The 19,968-nt window shown below is 61.1% G+C and carries 19 protein-coding genes; 15 read left to right on the top strand and 4 right to left on the bottom strand.

Features of this window, described 5'->3' with window-relative positions:
* The first annotated feature begins 94 nt into the window (after positions 1-94).
* Positions 95-1,492, top strand: coding sequence for a sodium-dependent transporter (locus MD273_RS10040; RefSeq protein WP_239037658.1), 1,398 nt, complete (start codon positions 95-97; stop codon positions 1,490-1,492).
* A 167-nt stretch (positions 1,493-1,659) separates the two neighbouring features.
* Here MD273_RS10040 and MD273_RS10035 read toward each other — a convergent pair whose 3' ends face one another.
* From MD273_RS10035 to dctP, 3 genes are all read right to left on the bottom strand, one after another.
* Entirely contained in the window at positions 1,660-2,970 is a 1,311-nt protein-coding gene (locus MD273_RS10035; RefSeq protein ID WP_239037657.1) for a TRAP transporter large permease, read from the bottom strand.
* The gene (locus MD273_RS10030) at positions 2,967-3,515 is read right to left on the bottom strand and encodes a TRAP transporter small permease subunit (RefSeq protein WP_239037656.1); all 549 of its coding nucleotides are present in this window, start codon (positions 3,513-3,515) and stop codon (positions 2,967-2,969) included. The genes MD273_RS10035 and MD273_RS10030 overlap by 4 nt, the downstream gene beginning before the upstream one ends.
* Before the next feature lie 89 nt (positions 3,516-3,604).
* Positions 3,605-4,651, bottom strand: a complete 1,047-nt coding sequence (dctP, locus tag MD273_RS10025) for a TRAP transporter substrate-binding protein DctP (RefSeq protein WP_239037655.1) — start codon at positions 4,649-4,651, stop codon at positions 3,605-3,607.
* Positions 4,652-4,815: 164 nt separating this feature from the next.
* On the opposite strand from dctP, the gene MD273_RS10020 reads away from it, so the two are divergent.
* On the top strand, positions 4,816-5,556 hold the full coding sequence (locus MD273_RS10020; RefSeq protein ID WP_239037654.1) for an enoyl-CoA hydratase/isomerase family protein: 741 nt from the start codon (positions 4,816-4,818) through the stop codon (positions 5,554-5,556).
* Here the strand turns inward: MD273_RS10020 and MD273_RS10015 are convergent.
* Complete coding sequence (locus MD273_RS10015) at positions 5,553-7,136, bottom strand: class I adenylate-forming enzyme family protein (RefSeq protein WP_239037653.1); 1,584 nt, start codon at positions 7,134-7,136, stop codon at positions 5,553-5,555. The genes MD273_RS10020 and MD273_RS10015 overlap by 4 nt on opposite strands.
* Before the next feature lie 143 nt (positions 7,137-7,279).
* On the opposite strand from MD273_RS10015, the gene MD273_RS10010 reads away from it, so the two are divergent.
* The 13 genes from MD273_RS10010 to MD273_RS09950 form a co-directional block, all read left to right on the top strand.
* On the top strand, positions 7,280-8,074 hold the full coding sequence (locus tag MD273_RS10010; protein WP_239037652.1) for an SDR family NAD(P)-dependent oxidoreductase: 795 nt from the start codon (positions 7,280-7,282) through the stop codon (positions 8,072-8,074).
* Positions 8,074-8,514: a PaaI family thioesterase gene (locus MD273_RS10005; protein WP_239037651.1), complete on the top strand. Its 441-nt coding sequence runs from the start codon at positions 8,074-8,076 to the stop codon at positions 8,512-8,514. Before MD273_RS10010 ends, MD273_RS10005 begins: the two co-directional genes overlap by 1 nt.
* Positions 8,515-8,588: 74 nt before the next feature.
* On the top strand, positions 8,589-9,791 hold the full coding sequence (locus tag MD273_RS10000; RefSeq protein ID WP_239037650.1) for an acyl-CoA dehydrogenase family protein: 1,203 nt from the start codon (positions 8,589-8,591) through the stop codon (positions 9,789-9,791).
* 10 nt (positions 9,792-9,801) lie between these two features.
* A complete protein-coding gene (locus MD273_RS09995) occupies positions 9,802-10,569 on the top strand; it encodes an SDR family NAD(P)-dependent oxidoreductase (protein WP_239037649.1) in 768 nt (255 codons plus the stop codon).
* A gap of 147 nt (positions 10,570-10,716) precedes the next feature.
* Complete coding sequence (locus tag MD273_RS09990; RefSeq protein WP_239037648.1) at positions 10,717-11,790, top strand: phosphotransferase; 1,074 nt, start codon at positions 10,717-10,719, stop codon at positions 11,788-11,790.
* A 9-nt stretch (positions 11,791-11,799) separates the two neighbouring features.
* Entirely contained in the window at positions 11,800-12,579 is a 780-nt protein-coding gene (gene surE, locus MD273_RS09985) for a 5'/3'-nucleotidase SurE (RefSeq protein ID WP_239037647.1), read from the top strand.
* Between the two features lie 24 nt (positions 12,580-12,603).
* Positions 12,604-14,271, top strand: coding sequence for a long-chain fatty acid--CoA ligase (locus MD273_RS09980; protein WP_239037646.1), 1,668 nt, complete (start codon positions 12,604-12,606; stop codon positions 14,269-14,271).
* A 164-nt stretch (positions 14,272-14,435) separates the two neighbouring features.
* Entirely contained in the window at positions 14,436-15,299 is an 864-nt protein-coding gene (locus MD273_RS09975; protein ID WP_239037645.1) for a branched-chain amino acid ABC transporter permease, read from the top strand.
* Between the two features lie 2 nt (positions 15,300-15,301).
* The gene (locus MD273_RS09970) at positions 15,302-16,336 is read left to right on the top strand and encodes a branched-chain amino acid ABC transporter permease (RefSeq protein ID WP_239037644.1); all 1,035 of its coding nucleotides are present in this window, start codon (positions 15,302-15,304) and stop codon (positions 16,334-16,336) included.
* On the top strand, positions 16,329-17,096 hold the full coding sequence (locus MD273_RS09965; protein WP_239037643.1) for an ABC transporter ATP-binding protein: 768 nt from the start codon (positions 16,329-16,331) through the stop codon (positions 17,094-17,096). The genes MD273_RS09970 and MD273_RS09965 overlap by 8 nt, the downstream gene beginning before the upstream one ends.
* Positions 17,083-17,790 carry an ABC transporter ATP-binding protein gene (locus tag MD273_RS09960; RefSeq protein WP_239037642.1) on the top strand — a complete coding sequence of 236 codons (708 nt, stop codon included), beginning with the start codon at positions 17,083-17,085 and terminating at the stop codon, positions 17,788-17,790. The genes MD273_RS09965 and MD273_RS09960 overlap by 14 nt, the downstream gene beginning before the upstream one ends.
* A gap of 49 nt (positions 17,791-17,839) precedes the next feature.
* Positions 17,840-18,988: an ABC transporter substrate-binding protein gene (locus MD273_RS09955; protein ID WP_239037641.1), complete on the top strand. Its 1,149-nt coding sequence runs from the start codon at positions 17,840-17,842 to the stop codon at positions 18,986-18,988.
* A gap of 306 nt (positions 18,989-19,294) precedes the next feature.
* Positions 19,295-19,968 (top strand): type VI secretion system Vgr family protein (locus tag MD273_RS09950; RefSeq protein ID WP_251068236.1); only part of this gene is annotated, 674 nt, incomplete at its 3' end.

Raw genomic sequence — 19,968 nt, 5'->3', positions numbered from 1 at the left:
GCCAGTGCTGGCAGAATCCCGCCCCAATGGCCCGGGCCTGTCCCGGGCGCTCGATATACTTTCAATTCCTTAGCCGAAAGCACAGGAAATCAACATGTCTCAATCCAACTCCGTGTCGGGTAACGGCGATTACACCGCCCGTGGCCTCTGGTCGTCCCGGCTGGCGTTCATTCTGGCGGCTACCGGTTCTGCCGTCGGTCTGGGCAACGTCTGGAAGTTCCCCTACGTCACCGGCGAGAACGGTGGTGGTGCCTTTGTCATGGTGTACCTGCTGTGTATCGCCATCATTGGTATTCCCATCATGATGGCCGAGGTATTTATCGGCCGGAACGGCCGCCACAACCCGATCACCAGCTTCCGCCTGGTGGCGGAGCGCAACCTGGCCTCTCCGCTCTGGCGGATCTCGGCGATTGTGGGCATGCTGGCTGCCTTTATTATCCTCTCGTTCTATTCCGTGATTGGTGGTTGGGCGGCCTCTTACATCGGTCACGCCGCTGCCGGTGATTTCACCGGTGGTACCGCTGAATCCATCGGTGACCTGTTCGGCGGCTTGCTCGGCAGCCCGGTGCAGCTGCTGATCTGGCACACTGTGTTCATGGCGCTGGTGGTACTGGTGGTTTCGCGCGGCCTCAAGGGTGGCCTGGAGCGCGCTGCGACCATTCTGATGCCGGCCCTGTTCATCCTGCTCCTGGTAGCGGTCGGCTACGCCACCACCACCGGCCACTTCGGTGAGGCGGTCAGCTTCCTGTTCAGCCCCAACTTTGGCGCGCTTACCGTCAGCGGTGTGCTGGTTGCCCTGGGACACGCCTTCTTCACCCTGAGCCTGGGTATGGCAATCATGATGGCATACGGGTCCTACCTGGGCCGGGATGTTTCCATTGGCCGTACTGCGATCAGTGTTGCCGTCATGGATACCGGGGTTGCCCTGCTGGCGGGTCTGGCCATTTTCCCGGTGGTGTTTGCCAACAACCTGGAAGCGGGTGCCGGCCCCGGGCTGATCTTCCAGACGCTGCCGCTGGCGTTCGGCAACATGCCCTTTGGCAGTCTGTTCGGTGCCCTGTTCTTCGTGCTGCTGCTCTTCGCCGCCTGGACCTCCGGGATTTCCCTGCTGGAACCGGTGGTCGAGTGGGTCGAGGAGAAGACCAGCCTTGCCCGTACCGGCAGCGCGATTCTGGTGGGCGTGCTGTGCTGGGCGCTGGGCATCGCTTCGATCCTGTCCCTCAACGTCTGGTCCGATGTCACTCCGCTGGCCATGTTCGACCGTTTTGAGGGCAAGACCATCTTCGATCTGCTGGACTACGTCACCGCCAACATCATGCTGCCGCTGTCTGGCCTGCTCACGGCCCTGTTCGTCGGCTGGTTCGTGGCCCGGGAGTCACTGAAGTCCGATCTGGCCCTGACCGGAAGCGCCTTCGGCCTGTGGTACAACCTGATCCGGTTCGTGACTCCGATTGCCGTGGTGATCGTGTTCATTTACAACCTGATGGCGTGATCCCCCCGGTTGCCGCCAAAGCAGGGGTCAGATGAAAGCTTTCATCTGACCCCGTTTTAACTCCCGTCCCGGTTGCCGGCTTCGGGCCGGGCGGGAAACGGAAACAAAAAAGGCCCGATGGACGACGTCCGCCGGGCCTTTTTTTATTGCCTGTCAGTTTGGGGTGGTCAGAAGAACAGGTCCGGCAGCCAGGTGGCAATCTCCGGGAAGATCATGATCAGGATGATGCCGATGATTTCCACAATCACGAACGGAATGATTGACCTGTAGATGTCCTTCATGGTGATCGAGGGAGGCACGATGCCTTTCAGGTAGAACAGGTTGAAGCCGAACGGCGGCGTCATGTAGCCGATTTCCATGTTGATCACGAACAGGATGCCGAACCAGATCGGATCGAAGCCCAGGGATTCCACGATCGGCATGAACACGGGCAGGGTGATCAGCATGATGCCCACCGGGTCCAGCACCATGGCCAGCAGGAATACGATGACCATCATCGCAATGATGATGCCCCACGGCCCACCGGGAACCATGTTCATCAGGCCCTCGATCAACTCCTGGGCGCCCATGCTCTGGTAGGCAGCGCTGAAGGCGTGGGCGGCAAACAGGATCCACATGATCATGCCGGTGAGCTTGAAGGTACGGATTGCCGCTTCCTGCAGGATGCTCCACTTGAACTGCTTGTATACGGCGGCCGAGATCAGTGCACCGAGAACGCCCATGGCAGCGGCTTCGGTCGGGGTGGTAATACCGCCGATGATGGAGCCCAGCACCATGACCACCACGCCGATCGGCAACAGCACCGCTCTCAGGGCGCGCAGCTTCTCCGGCCACGTGCCCCGCTCTTCTTTCGGCAGGGCGGGGGCCAGTTCCGGCTGCAGGTGGCAACGCACCAGGATGTAAATGGCGGTCAGCACCATCAGCAGGATGCCGGGCATGATGCCGGCAGCGAACATCTGGCCCACTGAAACCCCGGTGATCAACGCGTACAGGATCATCAGAATGCTGGGCGGTATCAGGATGCCCCAGCCGCCGCCGGTGTTGATGACACCCAGGGCCATGTTCTTGTCGTATCCCCGTTCGAGCATGGACGGCAGGGCAATGGTGCCCATGGCGACCACGGCAGCACCGCTGATGCCCACCATGGCGGCAAACACGGCGCAGATCCCCAGGGTACCCAGGGCGAGACCGCCTCTGAGGCCACCGCACCACAGGTGCATCATCCGGTACAGATCCCTGGCGACGCCGGTGCGCTCCAGAATCATGGCCATGAACACAAACAGCGGAATGGCCACCAGGGTGAAGCTGCCCATGGTGCCCCAGATCTGCGAGGCCACCATGTAGAAGGAGTCGAAGCCCCAGGTGAAATAGAGGAACACCACGGACACGCCGCCCAGCACAAACGCCAGCGGCAGGCCCAGCAGCAGTAAAAACAGCAGGGTGCCGAAGAACAGCAGGGTCAGGACTTCAATACTCACAGCTGTTCTCCTTCGGAATCAGTGTCTTCGGGGGTGTGGTAATCCAGATTGAAGGCTACTGCGATATCCTCGAGAAGCTTGACCAGGCCCTGCAGGACCAGCAGAGCCGTACCGATCGGAATCGCGAGCTTGACCGGCCAGATGGGCGGATTCCAGGCGGAGTAGGAGGTCTCCCAGCTGGACATGGACTCCGTGGCCATGTCGATGCCGAACCAGAGCAGCGCGAGCGTGAAGATGAAGAAGACCGTGGAGGTGACAATGTCCAGCACCGCCCGCTTGCGCGGCGCCAGGTGGGAATGCACCAGGTCGACATTGACGTGACCGCGATGGGCCATGATGTAGCCGCCGGACATCACCGCATAGATACCGAACAGCATCTGGGTCAGCTCATTGGTCCAGACCGTCGGCGAGTTGAACAGGTAGCGGAAGCCCACTTCCAGCAAAAGGAACGCAAACATCGCGAACACCAGCAGGGCTATCCAGCGCCCGACGACATCATTGAGACGGGTAATCCCTCTCATGAATGCGGCAATCATCACACCCATGGTTCTCTCCAGGAGGACGTTGGTTGTAGTCAGGGACAAAAAGGCCGGAGTGCTGGACTCCGGCCCGGGTTACACGGATACCGGTGGGATCAGAGGTAGCCGAGGTCGCTCAGGTAGCTCTTGAGCATGTCCAGTGCCTTCTGGGCGTTTTCGCTGCGCTTGCCTTCCTCTTCCCACATTTTCTGGGCCGTGGCTACCAGCTTGTCCTGTACCTCATCCGGCAGGATGTTGAGCTGAACCCCTTCCTCGGCAATGGCCTTGGCCAGGGTGATGCGCTCCTTGTACTGGTACTCGTTGGTGCGGATCCAGAACTGCTCGTTCAGGGCATCCTTGACGATCTTCTGCATGTCTTCCGGCAGCTTGTCCAGAGCCTTCTGGCTGACAATGATGACGTCGGTGCCGGCGATGTTCAGGGCAGGCTGCACGTGGTACTTGGCGATTTCATACAGGCCCATGCTGAAGGCGCCCTGGGAAGCCCCCCAGTGAGCTCCGTCCACAATGCCGGAGTCCAGGGCGGAATACAGCTCACCGCCCGGAATGTAGGAGGCAGCGGCACCGGCCTCGGTCAGGAACTTCTGCAGTGCGCCGGAAGAGCGGATCTTCAGGCTGGTGAAGTCGTCCCAGCTCTCGATGGGCTTCTTGACCACCATCTCGGTCGGGTAGACCTTGTCGGTTGCCCAGTAAACGCCATGTTCGGCGGCTTCGTCTCGCAGCATCTGCTCGAAGCCCAGGTTCTGGTGGAAGTAGGCCGCTTCCCAGACGTTACGGAATGCAAAGGGCAGACCGGAGGCGATGCCCGCCAGGGAAACCTTGTCCTGGGCATAGGCGGGTGAAATGGTGCCCATTTCGAGAATGCCGCGGCTGACTGCGTTGAAGGTTTCTTTGGCCTTGAACAGTGCGCCGGCCTCGTAGAGCTGCAGTTTCAGACGGCCGTCGGTGCGCTCCTCGATGACCCGCTTCAGACGACCCAGGCTGTCAGTGTAGGAGCTGCTGGAGCCCGGCCAGTGGGATTGGACCTTCCAGGTGACCGTGTCCTGCGCGGCAGCCGGCGTGGCGGCGAGGGCGGCGGAAACACCGAGGGTAAGGGCGGACGCGTAAACGGTCAGCTTCTTGCGTGCTTGTACTATGAGGTTCATGGCTGTGCCTCTTTCGTTGTTGTAGTGGCCTTTCTTATGTTTCACTCTGCAGAACTGTTAACTGCAGGGTGAATTTATGTTCTCTGAATCTATCACAACACCCGGCTTTTGCAATAGGATGTTTTTACTCAAACAACAACCTCATGATCTGGAAGGATAGCTCAATGATCGACATGCAGCAGACGGATGCTGTGGTCCACCTGACCATCAATCGCCCCGCCAAGAAAAACGCGTTGACCCGAGAGATGTATGGACAGCTTGGCGAGCGTATCCGCGAGGCGGGTGACGATCCGGCGGTCAATGCCATCGTCATCTCGGGGCAGGGCAATGTCTTTACTGCCGGCAATGACCTGGACGATTTTCGTGCCCGCGCCACGGACCCGAATCCCCGGCCCTCGGCAGGTCTGGCCTTTATCGAGGCCCTGATGGAGTGCGATACCCCGGTCATTGCGGCGGTGGAGGGGATTGCCATCGGTATCGGGACCACGCTGCTGCTGCATTGCGATTCGGTCATTGCCGGCCGGTCCACGACCTTCAAGACCGCCTTCGTCGATCTCGGCCTGGTACCGGAAGCCGCGTCCACCGTTACCATGCCCCTCCATCTGGGGAGCCGGCGAGCGACCGACCTTCTGTTGCTGGGGGAAGTTCTTGATGGGGACGAAGCCAGGGAGTGTGGTCTGGTTAGCCGGGTGGTGGAGGACGGGACAGCCCTGGCCGCCGCGCTTGAACTGGCACAGCGGTTGGCCGGCAAGCCCAGGGAAGCGCTCAGGGCCAGCAAACGCCTGATCCGTGCCCCCTGGCGGGAGCAGGTCAGAGAGGCCCTGGAGCGCGAACGCGCGGTGTTTTCCGAGCGATTGCGCTCCGACGATTGCCGGGCGGCCCTGGGAAGATTACAGCGCCGCTAGCGGGTCCAGTAGGGCTCCCGGAGTTCACGCTTGAGGACTTTACCAATGGTGGAGCGGGGCAGTTGGTCCCGGAACTCCACCGCCGCCAGTCGCTGGGTTTTGCCCAGCCGCTGGTTGGCCCAGTCCAGCAGTTCCGTTTCCGTCTCCGGGCAGCCCGGAGCCTTGACCACCAGTGCCAGGGGCGTCTCGCCCCATTGCTCGCTGGGTATGCCGATGACTGCCACATCGGCGACAGCGGGGTGGCCCAGCAGCGCCTTTTCCAGATCCACTGCATAAATGTTGAACCCGCCCGAGATGATCATGTCCTTGCGACGGTCGAGGATGTAGACAAACCCGTCTTCATCGATGCGGCCCATATCACCGCTGCGATAGAACACCAGGCCCTCCGGACTGGTCCAGAGCATTTCCCGGGTCTGTTCGGGACGGTTGACGTAGCCGCGCATCATCGAGATCGCCCGGCCAACGATTTCCCCGGTTTCGCCCCGGGGCAGCTCCCGGCCATTGTCGTCAATCACCCGGACCTCGGCACCTTCGGTGGGCAATCCCACGGAGTCCCATTTGTCGGGATGGGCGGCACAATCCAGACTGGTGGATATGCCGCCTTCGGTCAGGCCGTACACTTCACGGATATTGCCGGGCCAGCGGCGCATGGCTTCGGCGATCACTTCCGCCCGCAACGGCGCGCTGGTACACAGCTTGAGCTTGAAGCTCGACAGATCGAATTGGTCGAAATCCGGCATCGCCAGGATGCGCTGGTACTGAACAGGCACCAGCATGGCGTGGGTAACGCGGTACTGCTCGGCGAGTTCCAGGAAGCGGTGGGCATCGAATTTCGCCATCAGGACGAGGATGCCACCGTGGAACAGAGTCGGTAACACCGAGACCAGGGTGGTATTGGAATACAGCGGTGTGGAAACAAGATTGATGGCGTTGCCGTCCAGCCCGAACCGGCTCATCCGGATCATCTGGCGCTGACGGAAACGATAGTCGTGCAGGATGCCTTTGGGCGTGCCGGTAGTGCCCGAGCTGTAGATGATGTTGAAAGGATCGTCGAGGGTTACCGGTGCCGGAGCGGCTTGGTCAGATACGTCGCCCAGCCATTGCTCCAGTGTCTGACCCACCTCTGCTGTATCCAGGCCGATCACATTCTCTTCGGGCAGGTCGACGGCTTTTCGAATCCCGGACCAGAGCGCCAGATTCTTACCGGACACGAACAGGAAGCGGGCTTCGCAATCCCGGATCATCAGGGTCAGGGCTTCGCCGCTGGCCATGCCGGACAGCGGTACCATGCAGCCGCCCGCGACAAGAGTGCCGAGATAGAGCGCCACGTACTCCCGTGTGTTCTCAGAGAGACCGGCCACGCAGTCGCCCTGTTTGAGACCGGCGGTCCGCAGGCGGTTGGCAATCCGGTTCACCTGGCTGATCAGGTCCGACCAGCTAACGGCCCCTCGTTCGTCGATCAGGGCGGCTTTGTTGCCCTGACTCTCACGGTAATCCTGGATCCGTTCGCCGATGGCCTCCATGGTCTCGCCGTCGGTTGCTGGAGCGTAGACCGGCATATCATTAGTTGTATTTTTCATTTTTCTCTATTCCGGCGTTGTTGTGTTTTGCTAGATGAAATTTCCTTTCGAATATATTGACTCAAAACCGGAAGGCGTGACAAATTATCGAAACGATAAGAACGCGATCACAACAACAATTGCGGAAAACGAGGAGCGATTCCATGGCGCGATTTGACCAGCGCATTGCCATCGTCACCGGTGCCGGTAGTGGGATTGGCCGTGCGACTGCCGTCCGTCTGGCCCGGGAGGGCGCCTCGGTAGTGATGGCTGATGTGTCCGAGGCGGGATTACTGGAGACCGAAAGCGCCATGCCCGAGGATGCCCGCTACCTGCGTCGCCTGGTGAATGTCGCCGACGAAAGCCAGGTGAAAGACCTGGTTGTTGAAACGGTGGAAACCTTTGGCCGGATCGATGTGCTGTGCAACATCGCCGGCATCGCCAGTAGTTCCGGCGGGCATCCATCGGTGACCGGTAACGAGCGTGAGGAATGGGAGCAGGTGCTGGCGGTCAACCTCATCGGCACCATGCTGTTCATCAAGCACGTGGCGCCGCACATGCAGTCCCGCAAGCTCGGTGCCATCGTCAATACCGCCTCGGTGGCGGGTATCCGTTCCGGCGCCGGGGGCAACGCCTACAGTGCCTCCAAGGCCGGCGTGATCAACCTGACCATGACCGCGGCCTGTGACCTGGGCGACGACAACGTCCGCGTCAATGCCGTCTGCCCGGGCCTGGTGGAAACCGGGATGACCCGTGCGGTGTTCGATTACGCCCGCGCCCATGAAAAGGCCCACAAGCTGGGCTCCCGCTGTGAACTGCGCCGCTATGGCGATCCCGAGGAGATTGCCGCCGCCATTCTGTTCCTCGCCAGCGACGATGCCAGCTACATCACCGGCCAGGCGCTCGCGGTGGACGGTGGCAATACCGCCTCCCTCAACCTGCCGGGAATGAAAGTCTGATGAATAAGGAAAATCTGCACATTACCGGAGGCAACGACCTGCCGGGTTTCCACAACCTGCTGGGCTACCGTCAGGTGTCCTGGGAAGAGAACGAAGCCGTGATCGAGTTGGCGCTGGAGCCCCGTCACCTGAATCTGGGTGGGGTGATCCACGGCGGTGTGCTGACGTCCCTGCTGGATATTGTCCTGGCCCAGGCCGGTACTTATTGCCCGTACCCCGGCCGTATGCGCAAGGCGATCACGCTCTCCCTGACGACCACCTTCACAGGACAGTGCTCCGGGGGCGTGATCCGGGTAACTGGCCGTAAAAGAGCCGGTGGCACGCGCATTTTCAACAGCACCGGTGAAGTGCATGACGATCAGGGCAACCTGCTTGCCATCGGTGAAGGCACCTTCCGGATCCGCTCCGGAAGCGATAAGCCCGAGGGCGTTCCGATCTGAAGCGCAACGCTGACAAGACCAGGATTGCGGGTATCACCGGCAGTCCGCACAAAAATCAACGAGAGGAAACGGACATGTTCGAGCTGTCTGACAAGGCCAAGAAACTGCAGGCCGACTTAACCGAGTTCATGGATGCCTACATCTATCCGAACGAAGAGAAGCACCACCACCAGGTGGAAAATGCCGAGGATCGCTGGGCACCGGTTCCCATCGTCGAAGAACTCAAGCAGAAAGCGAAAGCCGCCGGTCTGTGGAACCTGTTCCTGCCGGACAGCGAGTTTGGCGCCGGTCTGACCAACTTCGAATACGCCCACCTGTGCGAAATCATGGGCCGCTCCGAGATGGCGCCCGAGGTATTCAACTGCTCTGCGCCGGACACCGGCAATATGGAAACGATCGCCCGTTATGGCAACGAGGAGCAGCAGGAACAGTGGCTGAAACCGCTGCTGGCCGGCGAAATCCGATCCTGTTTTTCCATGACCGAGCCGGACGTGGCCTCTTCGGATGCCACCAACATCGCCTGCGAGATCCGCCGTGAGGGTGACGAGTACGTCATCAACGGCCGCAAGTGGTGGTCCTCCGGGGCCATGACCCGTACTTCGAAGATTGCCATCGTCATGGGCAAGACCGACCCGAACGCGGAAAAGCACAAGCAGCAGTCCATGATCCTGGTGCCGCTGGACGCCCCTGGCGTGAAGATGGTCCGCCCGCTGCACGTGTTCGGCTATGACCACGCCCCCCACGGCCATGCCGAGATCCAATACGACAATGTTCGGGTACCCGCCAGCAACATGCTGCTGGGAGAAGGTCGTGGTTTCGAGATTGCCCAGGGCCGTCTGGGGCCGGGCCGGATTCACCACTGCATGCGCACCATCGGTATCGCCGAGCGGGCGCTGGAAGCAATGTGCAAGCGTGCCAATGCCCGCGAAGCCTTTGGCCGTAAATTGTCTGACTTCGATTCGATCCGCAAGGACATTGCCCGCAGCCGGCTGGAAATCGAACAGGCGCGCCTGCTGACCCTGAAGGCGGCGCACATGATGGACACCGTCGGCAACAAAGTCGCCCGCCAGGAAATCGCCATGATCAAGGTAGTGGCCCCAAGCATGGCGCTGAAGGTCATCGACCGGGCCATTCAGGTCCACGGCGGCGCCGGCGTCAGCCAGGACACCTTCCTGGCCTCCGCCTGGGCCAAGGTCCGCACCCTGCGCCTGGCCGACGGACCGGACGAAGTGCATCTGGATTCCGTTGCCAAGATGGAACTTCGCCAATACCGCTGAGGATCACGTTATGACCAATCCGCTTTTCGATATGACCGGCAAAGTCGCGGTCATCACCGGTTCCACCAAGGGCATCGGCCGCTCCATTGCCGAGGAAATGGCCAGATGTGGTGCCAGAGTCGTCATCTCCAGCCGCAAGGCCGACGCCTGTGAACAGGTCGCCGGTGAACTGAGGGAGCAGGGCTTTGAGGCCATGGCCGTTCCCTGCCACGTCGGCAAGAAAGAAGATCTGCAGAACCTGGTGGACAAGACCAACGAGGCCTGGGGCAGCATCGACGTGCTGGTATGCAACGCCGCGACCAATCCGGTCTACGGCCCGACGTCCGAGATGACTGACGACGCCTGGGACAAGATCATGGACACCAACGTCAAAGGCACCTTCTGGCTCACCAACATGGTGCTGCCGCAGATGGCCGAAAAAGGCGAGGGCGCCGTGGTGCTTCTTTCCAGTATCGCCGGCCTGCGTGGCAACACCGTGATCGGCACCTATGGCGTTTCCAAGGCCGCCGAAGCCGCCCTGGCCCGAAACCTGGCCGTGGAATGGGGCCCCAAGGGCATCCGCGTCAACGCCATCGCCCCGGGCCTGATCAAGACCGACTTCGCCAAGGCTCTGTGGGAAGACCCCGTCCGCGTCAAACGCGCCGAGGACAAAACCCCGCTCCGCCGCATCGGTGACCCGGTTGATATCGCCGGTTTGGCCGTGTTCCTGTCCACGAAGGCAAGTGCGTACATCACCGGCCAGGTGATCGTCGCGGACGGCGGCGAAACAGTCTGTTGAGACAGCGAGCCTCAATGTTTGCCGAGGCGTGGGGGTGGGTCTGATTTTCTGCAGGGAAAATTGTCTGAGCGCAGCGAGTTGTTTTTCCCGAAAGAAAATCAGACCCACCCCCACGCCGCTGCCCCCAATCAAAGACACAGAGTAATTATGAGCATGACTCCGGAATTGGTAGACGTCCTCCCGGCCCATAAATTCGACGAAGCCAACCTCCTGGCCTGGCTCCAGCAGGCAATGCCGGACTTCGGCACCCGCCTGGAGGTCAAACAGTTCCAGGGCGGCCAGTCCAACCCCACGTTCCTGCTGGACACCGACAGCGGCCGCTACGTCCTGCGCAAAAAACCGCCCGGAAAGACCCTGCCCTCCGCACACATGGTCGAGCGCGAATACCGCGTTATGCGGGCGTTATCCGAAAACACCGATGTGCCCGTACCGAACGTGCGGGTGCTGTGCGAGGACAGCGATGTCATCGGCACGCCCTTCTATGTCATGGACTTCCTCGAAGGCCGGATTATCAGCCATTCGGCGCTCCGCGCCCTGGATCGCCAGGATCGCTTGCCCGCGCACCATTCCGCGATTGATACCCTGGCAGCCCTGCACGCGGTGGATGTGAATGCCGTGGGCCTTGGCGATTACGGTCGTCCCGAGGGCTACGTGGCCCGTCAGGTGGCCCGCTGGAGCAAACAGTACCTGGCATCGAAAACCGATGATCTGCCGGCTATGGACAAGCTGATGGCCTGGCTGCCCGAGAACCTGCCGGCCAAAGACGAGACCGCGATTGCCCATGGGGACTACCGTTTTGGCAACCTGATGCTGGCGCCGGACAAGCCGGAAGTGATCGCCATTCTGGATTGGGAGCTGTCCACCCTGGGCCACCCGCTGGCGGATCTGGCGTACTACTGCCTTCCTTATTACCTCCCTTCAGACATGGAAGGCATGCGCGGGTTGCAGGGCGAGGATCTCGAGGCGCTGGGTATTCCCGACGAGCAGGAAACCATTGCCCGCTACTGTGCCAAAACCGGACGTGACGGTATCGATGACTGGCACGTGTTCCTGGCGTTTTCCCTGTTCCGGCTCGCCGCCATCCTGCAGGGCGTCTACAAGCGTGCCCTGGATGGCAACGCTGCCAACGCCAACGCCCTGCAGGTCGGCAAACGCGCAAGTTTGCTCGCAGACATCGGTTGGAAGATCGCCAGCGACGGTCCCCGCAACGGACAGAAGTGAGGAAACCCCATGAACGGTCCGATATGTGAACGCATCCTGATCACCAACGACGACGGCATCAATGCGCCGGGGCTGGCGATCCTGGAGACCATCGCCCGGCGACTCGCCGAGGAGGTCTGGGTAGTCGCGCCGGAGCATGACCGCAGTGGTGCCGGCCAGAGCATTTCCATCCACAGTCCGCTCCGGGTCTATGAAACCGGAACCAAGCGCTATGCCGTCTCCGGCACGCCCGCAGACTGTGTGCTCTATTCCCTGGCCGAGTGGTTCGGGGAAACGCCGCCGGACCTGGTCCTCTCCGGCGTCAATTGCGGGGCCAACATCAGCGATTCGGTGCAGTACTCCGGTACCGTCGGGGCCGTGCTCAGTGCCCTGCACATGAACATTCCGGCCATCGCCATGAGCCAGGCGTTCCTGACCCGCGACGGCATCCGGTGGTCGCCGGTGGAAACCCATGGCGAGACCCTGATCCGAAAGCTCTACCAGCCCGGCGAGGCCCGCGCCTGGAACGTCAATTTCCCGGCCTGTGAGGCCGGCGAGATCACCACGGCACGCTGGTGCCGGCAGTCCACCGGTTCTATCCAGCGGCCGAGACTGCTGGCCGGGCGTGACGCCCGCAGCCTGCCGTACTGGTGGCTGGGCTTTGAGCGCAGCTCACGCCACATAGTGGCTCCGGATGCCGATGTTACCGTGCTCCGGGACAAAGCGGTGGCCGTCACACCCTTACGACATGAAGACCCCCTGCCAGGGGGCAACGACACCTTTGATTTGTCCGCCGAAGCGGCTGACTGATTCACCCTGGGGAGAATAACAACCATGTTTGAACGTCATTACAAGGTCTGGCCCAAGGAACTGCCCAAAACCATGACCCTGCCGAAGACCAGCGTCTACACCAACCTGGAGATTTCGGCCCGGCGCTACCCTGACCATACCGCCATCATCTTCTACGATGCGCCCATAAACTACCGGCGCCTTAATGAGGAAGTGGAAACCATGGCCGGCTATCTGCAGGCCCAGGGCGTCAGTAAGGGTGACCGGGTGCTGCTGTATATGCAGAACTCCCCGCAGTACGTGATTTCCTACTATGCCATCCTGCGTGCCGACGCCGTGGTGATCCCGGTGAACCCCATGAACCGGGCGGCGGAGCTGGAGCACTTCATTGCCGATACCGGTGCTACGGTCTGCATGGCCGGGCAGGAGTTGGCAGGTTTCATCGCGCCCATGATCGGTGAAACCGATCTTGAGCAGGTGGTGGTTGCCTCCTACAGCACCTACATCAACCCCGAGACCGACCTGGATCTGCCCGCCGAAGTGGCGGCTCCGGCCTGGTCCCGGGAGGTGCCGGGAGTGGTCACCTGGGAAGCCGCAATGGCGGCGGGCCATACCCCGGCGCCACATACCGCGACGCCCGAGGACCTGGCGGTGATTCCCTACAGTTCCGGTACCACCGGCGCACCCAAGGGGTGCATGCACACTCATCGCTCGGTGATGGCAACGGCGGTCCACCGGGTGTTCTGGAACCTGACCACGGCGGACAGTGTCCAGCTGGCGACCCTGCCTTTCTTCCATGTCACCGGCATGACCGGATCCATGAACGGCCCGATTTTCACCGGTTCGACCTCGGTGATCATGACCCGCTGGGAGCGCACCACGGCGGCACGGCTGATCGAGCGTTACAAGGTAACCGGGTGGACCAACATCGTCACCATGGCGGTGGACTTCCTGTCCAATCCGGATATCGGCAAGTACGACCTCAGCAGCCTGAACATGATCGGAGGCGGTGGTGCCGCCATGCCCGTTGCGGTGGCCGAAAAACTCAAGCGGATGACCGGGCTGGACTACATCGAGGGCTATGGCCTCTCTGAAACCATGGCCGCGACCCACATCAACCCCACCGCGCATCCCAAGCCCCAGTGCCTCGGCATTCCGGTGTTTGATGTGGATAGCCGCATCATCGATGTGGACACCCTGGAGGAGAAGGGCCCGGGCGAGACGGGCGAAATCGTCTCCTGTGGCCCCCAGGTCACGATCGGATACTGGAATCGGCCGGCGGAGACCGAAGCAGCGTTTGTCGAGATCGATGGCAAGCGTTTCTTCCGTACTGGCGACCTGGGCTACTACGACGAGGACGGCTATTTCTTCATGGTCGACCGGGTCAAGCGCATGATCAACGCCTCCGGCTTCAAAGTGTGGCCCTCCGAAGTCGAGGGGCTGATGTACCGTCACCCCGCGATTCACGAGGTATGCATCATCTCCGCGCCGGATCCCAAGCGGGGCGAGACGGTCAAAGCCTGCATCGTGCTGACCCCGGAAGCCGGGGGCAAGACCACCGAAGCCGATATTACCGCCTGGTGCAAGGAACAGATGGCGGCTTACAAAGTCCCGACCATCGTGGAGTTCGTGGATGAGTTGCCGAAATCACCAACCGGCAAGCTGATGTGGCGGGCCCTGCAGGAAGAAGAGTGGAAGAAGCAGTCTCAATAGCGGTACCTGGTAGCTATTAAGGATCGCACAGCGAAATATCATTTTAAAATATTGACAGTTGAGACGATCAGTGTAATTGTTCCATACAAGACTGCAGGGCCATTCGGCCCTGTGGTTCGAAGCCTCAAAAACGTCCGATAACAACAAACACCGGAGGGGCAGACTTGAACCTTTTCTTCCAGCAAATCATCAACGGGTTAACCCTGGGGAGCATCTACGGACTCGTAGCCCTCGGCCTGACCCTGGTCTACGGAATTCTCCACATTCCGAACTTTGCCCATGGCGCGCTGTATATGGTCGGTGCGTTCATGTCGTACTTCTTCATGACGGATCTGGGCGTGCACTACTGGGTTGCCATGGCCGGCTCGGCCGCCGTTGTCGCCGTACTCGCCATTCTCTGCGAACGTCTGGTTTTCCACCCGCTGCGCAATTCCCCGCCGATCCACGACAAGATCGCGGCCATCGGCATCCTGCTGTTCCTGGAAGCGGTGGTGCAGATGTTCTGGGGCTCCGACTTCCGCCGTCTGTCCTCGCCGTTCACGGGCATCATGAACTTCGACGGCCTGATCATCCCGGAGCAACGGCTGCTGATCATTGTCGGTGCCTTTGTCCTGGTGATTGCCCTCCAGCTGTTCCTGCGCAAGACCATGACCGGTGCCACCATCATCGCCATGGCCCAGAGCCGTGAGGGTGCTTTCCTGGTGGGTATCGATGCCAACCGGGTGGCCATGATGACCTTCGCCATCTCCGGTGTGCTGGCAGCGGTGGCGGCCAGCCTCTACGCGCCGATCAACCTGGTTTACCCGGCCATGGGCCACCTGGTCATCATGAAGGCCTTTGTCATCATCATCCTCGGTGGCATGGGCAGCATTCCCGGTGCCATCGCCGGCGGCATGATCATCGGATTTGCGGAGGCGTTCGGCGGCTTCTACATCTCCACCGCCTATAAGGACATCATCGCCTTCGGGTTGCTGGTGCTGATTCTGTCTGTCCGCCCGCAGGGGCTGTTTGCGAAGGGGGCGCACTGATCATGCTGTTCAAGCTTGGAAGTCTGCTGATGAAGCCCGGTGCCAAGATGGCGCTGCTGGCGTTCGCGATAGTGTTTCCGTTCCTGGCGGATAACGAGTACCAGGTCTATGTCATGGCCTCTGCCTTTGTCTGGGCGATCGCGGTCTATGGCCTGAACATTATCACCGGGTACTGTGGCCAGCTGAACCTGGCCCATGGTGGTTTCTTCGCCATCGGCGCCTATACCCTGGGGCTGCTCACCGCCGATGCCGGCTGGAGTTTCTGGCCGGCGTTCGTGGCGGCGCTGGTGATGACCGCGGTGCTCGGTTTCTTCGTGGGGATTGTTTCCCTGCGTCTGAAAGAGCACTACTTTGCCATCTTCACCCTGTGCGTGGGCTTCATCATCTACCTGCTGATCGACAAGTGGGAGGAACTGACCCACGGCCCGATCGGTGTCCGGGATATTGCCGCGCCCTCGGGTTTCGGGCTTGTCGACTTCACCGAGACCACGCCCTTCTATTACCTGGTGCTGGCGTTCCTGGTGTTCTCCATCTGGTTCATGGGCCGGCTGTCCCGGTCGCTGCTGGGCCGCACCTTCATCGCCATCCGCAACGGTGACGAGCTGGCCCAGTCCCTGGGCATCAACCTGATGCGCAACAAGGTACTGGCCTTTGTGCTGTCCACCACTTACGCCGGCCTGGCCGGAGCCCTTTACGCGGGCATGGTGCGCTTCATCGGCCCGGAAGAGGCCAACATCAACCACACCTTCGACATGATCACCTACCTGCTGGTGGGGGGCATCGGCACCTTGACCGGCCCGCTGCTCGGCACCGTGGGCATTGTCTGGATCACCCAGTCCCTGCAGTTCCTTGAGGAGTACCGGATGATCATCTTCGGCCCGCTGCTGGTGATCCTGGTGATCTTCTTCCCGCGGGGCATTACCGGGCAGTTCCTGACCTGGATGCACCACAAGGCCCAGTCCCTCGCCCCCGGCAAAAAACGCAGGGAGAGCAAGGTCCAGACAGCAAGCGCACGGGAGGCCGAGAACAATGCTTAAGGTAGAACACCTCACCAAGATGTTTGGCGGCCTGGCGGCGGTCAATGATGTATCCGTCGATTTCGAGGCGGGCAAGATCAACGCCATCATCGGCCCCAATGGTGCCGGCAAGAGTACCTTCTTCAACCTGATTTCCGGGCTGCATCAGCCCACCTCCGGCCGAATCCTGCTGGATGGTGTGGATGTTACCCATATGCCCTGTGACCAGGTGGCACGGCTGGGCGTCGGCCGGACCTTCCAGACCACCAACCTGTTCGAGCAGGCGACGGTGCTGGACAACCTGATCGTCGGCCATCGCCTGCGTACCCGCTCCGGCCTGTGGGATGTGCTGATCAACAGCAAGCGCCTGCAGCGGGAAGAGAAGGCGGCCCGGGACAAGGCCATGGAAGCGCTCGATTTTGTCGGCCTGACCCACGTGGCCGGCCAGTTCATCGCCGATATCACCCAGGAAGAACGCAAGCGCGTGGCCTTCGCCCTGGCGCTGGCGACCGATCCGAAAATCGTCCTGCTGGACGAGCCCGCCGCCGGTGTGAACCCGGAGGAAACCGAGGGCTTCGCGGCGCTGATGCGCAAGATGGTGGATAACGGCCTGACCGTGTGTCTGATCGAACACAAGATGGACATGATCATGAGCCTGGCGGACAAGATCATGGTGCTGGATCACGGCGAGAAGATCGCCGAGGGCACGCCTGAGGAAGTCCGTAACAATCCGGTGGTGATCGAGGCCTACCTGGGAGGAGATGAAGATGCTGCAGCTTGAGAACGTGGATGTCTGCTACGGCAGCTTCAAGGCCCTCACCGACATTTCCATGACCGTCGATACCGGTGAGTTGGTGGTGCTGCTTGGCGCCAACGGGGCCGGCAAGACCACCCTGTTCAATGCCATCAGTGGCCTGGTCAAACCGACCGGGGGAGATATCCGCTTCGAGGACAAGCACCTGAATGGCATGAAGCCCAGTGCCGTGGTGTCTGGCGGCGTTGTGCAGTGTGCCGAAGGCCGCAAGCTGTTCCCTCAGATGAGTGTGCAGCAGAACCTGATGATGGGCGCCTATGTGCACCGGCGTGACCGGGAGGGCAACAGGAAGCGCCTGAACGAGGTACTGGAACTGTTCCCGATCCTCGAAGACAAGGCCAGCCAGCCGGCGGGTTCGCTGTCCGGCGGGCAGCAGCAGATGGTGGCCATTGGTCGCGCCATGATGAGCCGGCCCCGGCTGCTGATTCTGGACGAGCCCTCACTGGGCCTGGCCCCGCTGGTAGTCCGGCAGATGTTCGAGACCATCCGGCAGATCAACAGCCTCGGCACCACCGTGCTGCTGGCGGAACAGAATGCCTTTGCGGCCCTCAAGATCGCCGACCGCGCCTATGTGATGGAGAACGGTCGCCTGGTCATGGACGGTGATCGGGAAACCATGCTGGGCAATGAAGAAGTTCGTAAAGCGTACATTGGAGCCTGATGGCTCAGGACTCGGATCCACAAGAGACAACAACAACGAGGAGAAGACAATGAAAAACGTGAAAACACTGGCTCAGGCTGTCGCAGCGGCAACCCTCGGCATGACTCTGACTGCCGGCGCCATGGCCGGTGAGGTGAACATCGGCTTTACCGGCCCCTTGAGCGGCGGTGCCGCCCTGTACGGTGAAAACACCCTGTCCGGGCTGCGCATGGCGGCCGAGGAAATCAATGCCGCCGGCGGCTTTGACCTGGATGGCGAGAAGACCACCATCAACCTGGTCTCCCTGGACGACCGCTACTCACCGGCCCAGGCCGCCACAAACGCCAAGCGCCTGAAGCAGGAATCCAACGTCCCCGCCGTTTTCATCCCGCACTCCGGTGGCGTCTTTGCCCTGCAGGATTTCAACGAGAAGGACGATTTCCTGATCATGGCCTACACCAGCGTACCGACCGTTACCGAGAAGGGTAACTCCCTGACGCTGCGTATTCCGCCGACCTTCGATGGCTACGTCCGTGCCTTTACCGACTACGCCCTGGAACACGAAGGCAAGACCCTGGGCATGGCCGGCGCCACCCACGAGTACGCCAAGATCTGGGCTTCCATGATCGAGGAGGAATGGACCTCCAAGGGCGGCGAAGTCGTGGCCAAGAATCCCATGGACTACAACAAGTCCGCTGACTTCTTCACCGGCGTCAGCCGGATCATCGCCGAGAATCCGGACGTGATGTTCGTCGGCGGCGCGTCCGAGCCGACCGGCCTGGTGGTTCAGCAGGCACGCCAGATGGGTTTCCAGGGCGGCTTCATCGTCATGGACCAGGCCAAGATTGACGAAGTGGCCGAAGTCGCTGGCGGCATGGAGATGGTGGAGGGCGCCATCGGCGTCGTTCCCCTGAGCGTGTATGAGACCGAAGCAGCGAAGAGCTTCATCGAACGCTACCAGGACAAGTACGGCAAGATGCCCGGCTCCGAAGCCGCCTACAACTACCTGGCCCTGCACGGCCTGGTTGAAGCCATGGATGCCACCGAGTCCACCGACCCGAAGGTCATCCGCGGCGCCATTGGCAAGGCCCTGGCGAACATGGATTCCAGCAAGAATCCGTACGAAGTCACCGACGTCACCGACAAGGGCGGCTTCGTCACCGAAACCACCCTGGCCGTGGTCAAGGATGGCAAGATCGTGCGCGAGCCGATTGAATAAGCCCGCTGGTCAAAGCCGGGGTCAGATGAAGTCTTTCATCTGACCCCATTTCAGTCCCCACTCCGAGTTTGCGGCCAAACCCGGGGTCAGAAGAAAGCTTTCTTCTGACCCCACCTTCACCCCCACCCCCAGGGGTCTGATGAACGTGTTCATCTGACCCCATCTTCAACCCCATCTCCAAACTCTGGATTTTCTCCAAAGCCACTGGTACCTTCTCCAACTCTGCGGGCACCCCATCAAGGATCCGATGGCTTGACCCCCCGCACCGATTCAACGGACCGAATCAACCCTTCAAGGACTGAAGACATGCCCCAGGCAAGCGGATTGCAGTTCACCGCCCGTGTCGGTGACTTCCCCTCTGATCATTTCGCCGTGGTCGCCTTCGCGCTGACCGAGCACCTCTCCGAGCTATTCCAGGGCCGACTGGACCTGGCCAGTACCGATCCCGATGTCTCCGCCGACGCCCTGCTGGAACAACCTGTGGACCTGGTGGTCTGGCAGGACGGCCAACCCCTGCGCCGCTTCACCGGCGTGGTGAACGAATTCGCCCGGGGCGATACCGGTCATCGCCGCACCAGATACGAAGTCGTCTTCCAGCCTCCTCTCTGGCGCCTCGGCCTGATGCACAACAGCCGGATCTTCCAGGGCCAGGACACCGGGGCCATCGTCCGCACCCTGCTGGAAGAGCGGGGCATCGTGAACACGGTTTTCGATCTCAAGCGAACCCCGGAAGAACGGGAATACTGTGTCCAGCACCGGGAAAGCGACCTGGCCTTGATCGAGCGCCTGGCTGCCGAGGAGGGCTGGCACTACCGTTACCAGCACGGCAGCGTGGATGGAGCAGAACCGCCGGCCCTGGTCTTCGCCGATCACCACGGCAATGCCCCGAAGCTCGAGCCGGCCCCCTACAACGCCCGTGCCGGCGGTAACACGCGAGTCCCCTGTGTTTTTCGTTTCAAATACCAGGAACGGGTCCGGGC

This window comes from Marinobacter sp. C7, assembly GCF_022343555.1.
Classification (GTDB): domain Bacteria; phylum Pseudomonadota; class Gammaproteobacteria; order Pseudomonadales; family Oleiphilaceae; genus Marinobacter.
The sequence above is the reverse complement of the archived record's forward strand: the minus strand, read 5'-3'. Positions and strand labels throughout refer to the sequence as shown.

Coding starts and splice junctions, on each gene's coding strand:
- MD273_RS10030 (WP_239037656.1), bottom strand. CDS start 3,515: ATGGGTGTGATGATTGCCGCATTCATGAGAGGGATTACCCGTCTCAAT.
- MD273_RS09960 (WP_239037642.1), top strand. CDS start 17,083: ATGCTGCAGCTTGAGAACGTGGATGTCTGCTACGGCAGCTTCAAGGCC.
- MD273_RS10015 (WP_239037653.1), bottom strand. CDS start 7,136: ATGAAAAATACAACTAATGATATGCCGGTCTACGCTCCAGCAACCGAC.
- MD273_RS10010 (WP_239037652.1), top strand. CDS start 7,280: ATGGCGCGATTTGACCAGCGCATTGCCATCGTCACCGGTGCCGGTAGT.
- MD273_RS09965 (WP_239037643.1), top strand. CDS start 16,329: ATGCTTAAGGTAGAACACCTCACCAAGATGTTTGGCGGCCTGGCGGCG.
- MD273_RS09980 (WP_239037646.1), top strand. CDS start 12,604: ATGTTTGAACGTCATTACAAGGTCTGGCCCAAGGAACTGCCCAAAACC.
- dctP (WP_239037655.1), bottom strand. CDS start 4,651: ATGAACCTCATAGTACAAGCACGCAAGAAGCTGACCGTTTACGCGTCC.
- MD273_RS09995 (WP_239037649.1), top strand. CDS start 9,802: ATGACCAATCCGCTTTTCGATATGACCGGCAAAGTCGCGGTCATCACC.
- MD273_RS09990 (WP_239037648.1), top strand. CDS start 10,717: ATGAGCATGACTCCGGAATTGGTAGACGTCCTCCCGGCCCATAAATTC.
- MD273_RS10040 (WP_239037658.1), top strand. CDS start 95: ATGTCTCAATCCAACTCCGTGTCGGGTAACGGCGATTACACCGCCCGT.
- MD273_RS09955 (WP_239037641.1), top strand. CDS start 17,840: ATGAAAAACGTGAAAACACTGGCTCAGGCTGTCGCAGCGGCAACCCTC.
- MD273_RS10020 (WP_239037654.1), top strand. CDS start 4,816: ATGATCGACATGCAGCAGACGGATGCTGTGGTCCACCTGACCATCAAT.
- MD273_RS10005 (WP_239037651.1), top strand. CDS start 8,074: ATGAATAAGGAAAATCTGCACATTACCGGAGGCAACGACCTGCCGGGT.
- surE (WP_239037647.1), top strand. CDS start 11,800: ATGAACGGTCCGATATGTGAACGCATCCTGATCACCAACGACGACGGC.
- MD273_RS09970 (WP_239037644.1), top strand. CDS start 15,302: ATGCTGTTCAAGCTTGGAAGTCTGCTGATGAAGCCCGGTGCCAAGATG.
- MD273_RS10000 (WP_239037650.1), top strand. CDS start 8,589: ATGTTCGAGCTGTCTGACAAGGCCAAGAAACTGCAGGCCGACTTAACC.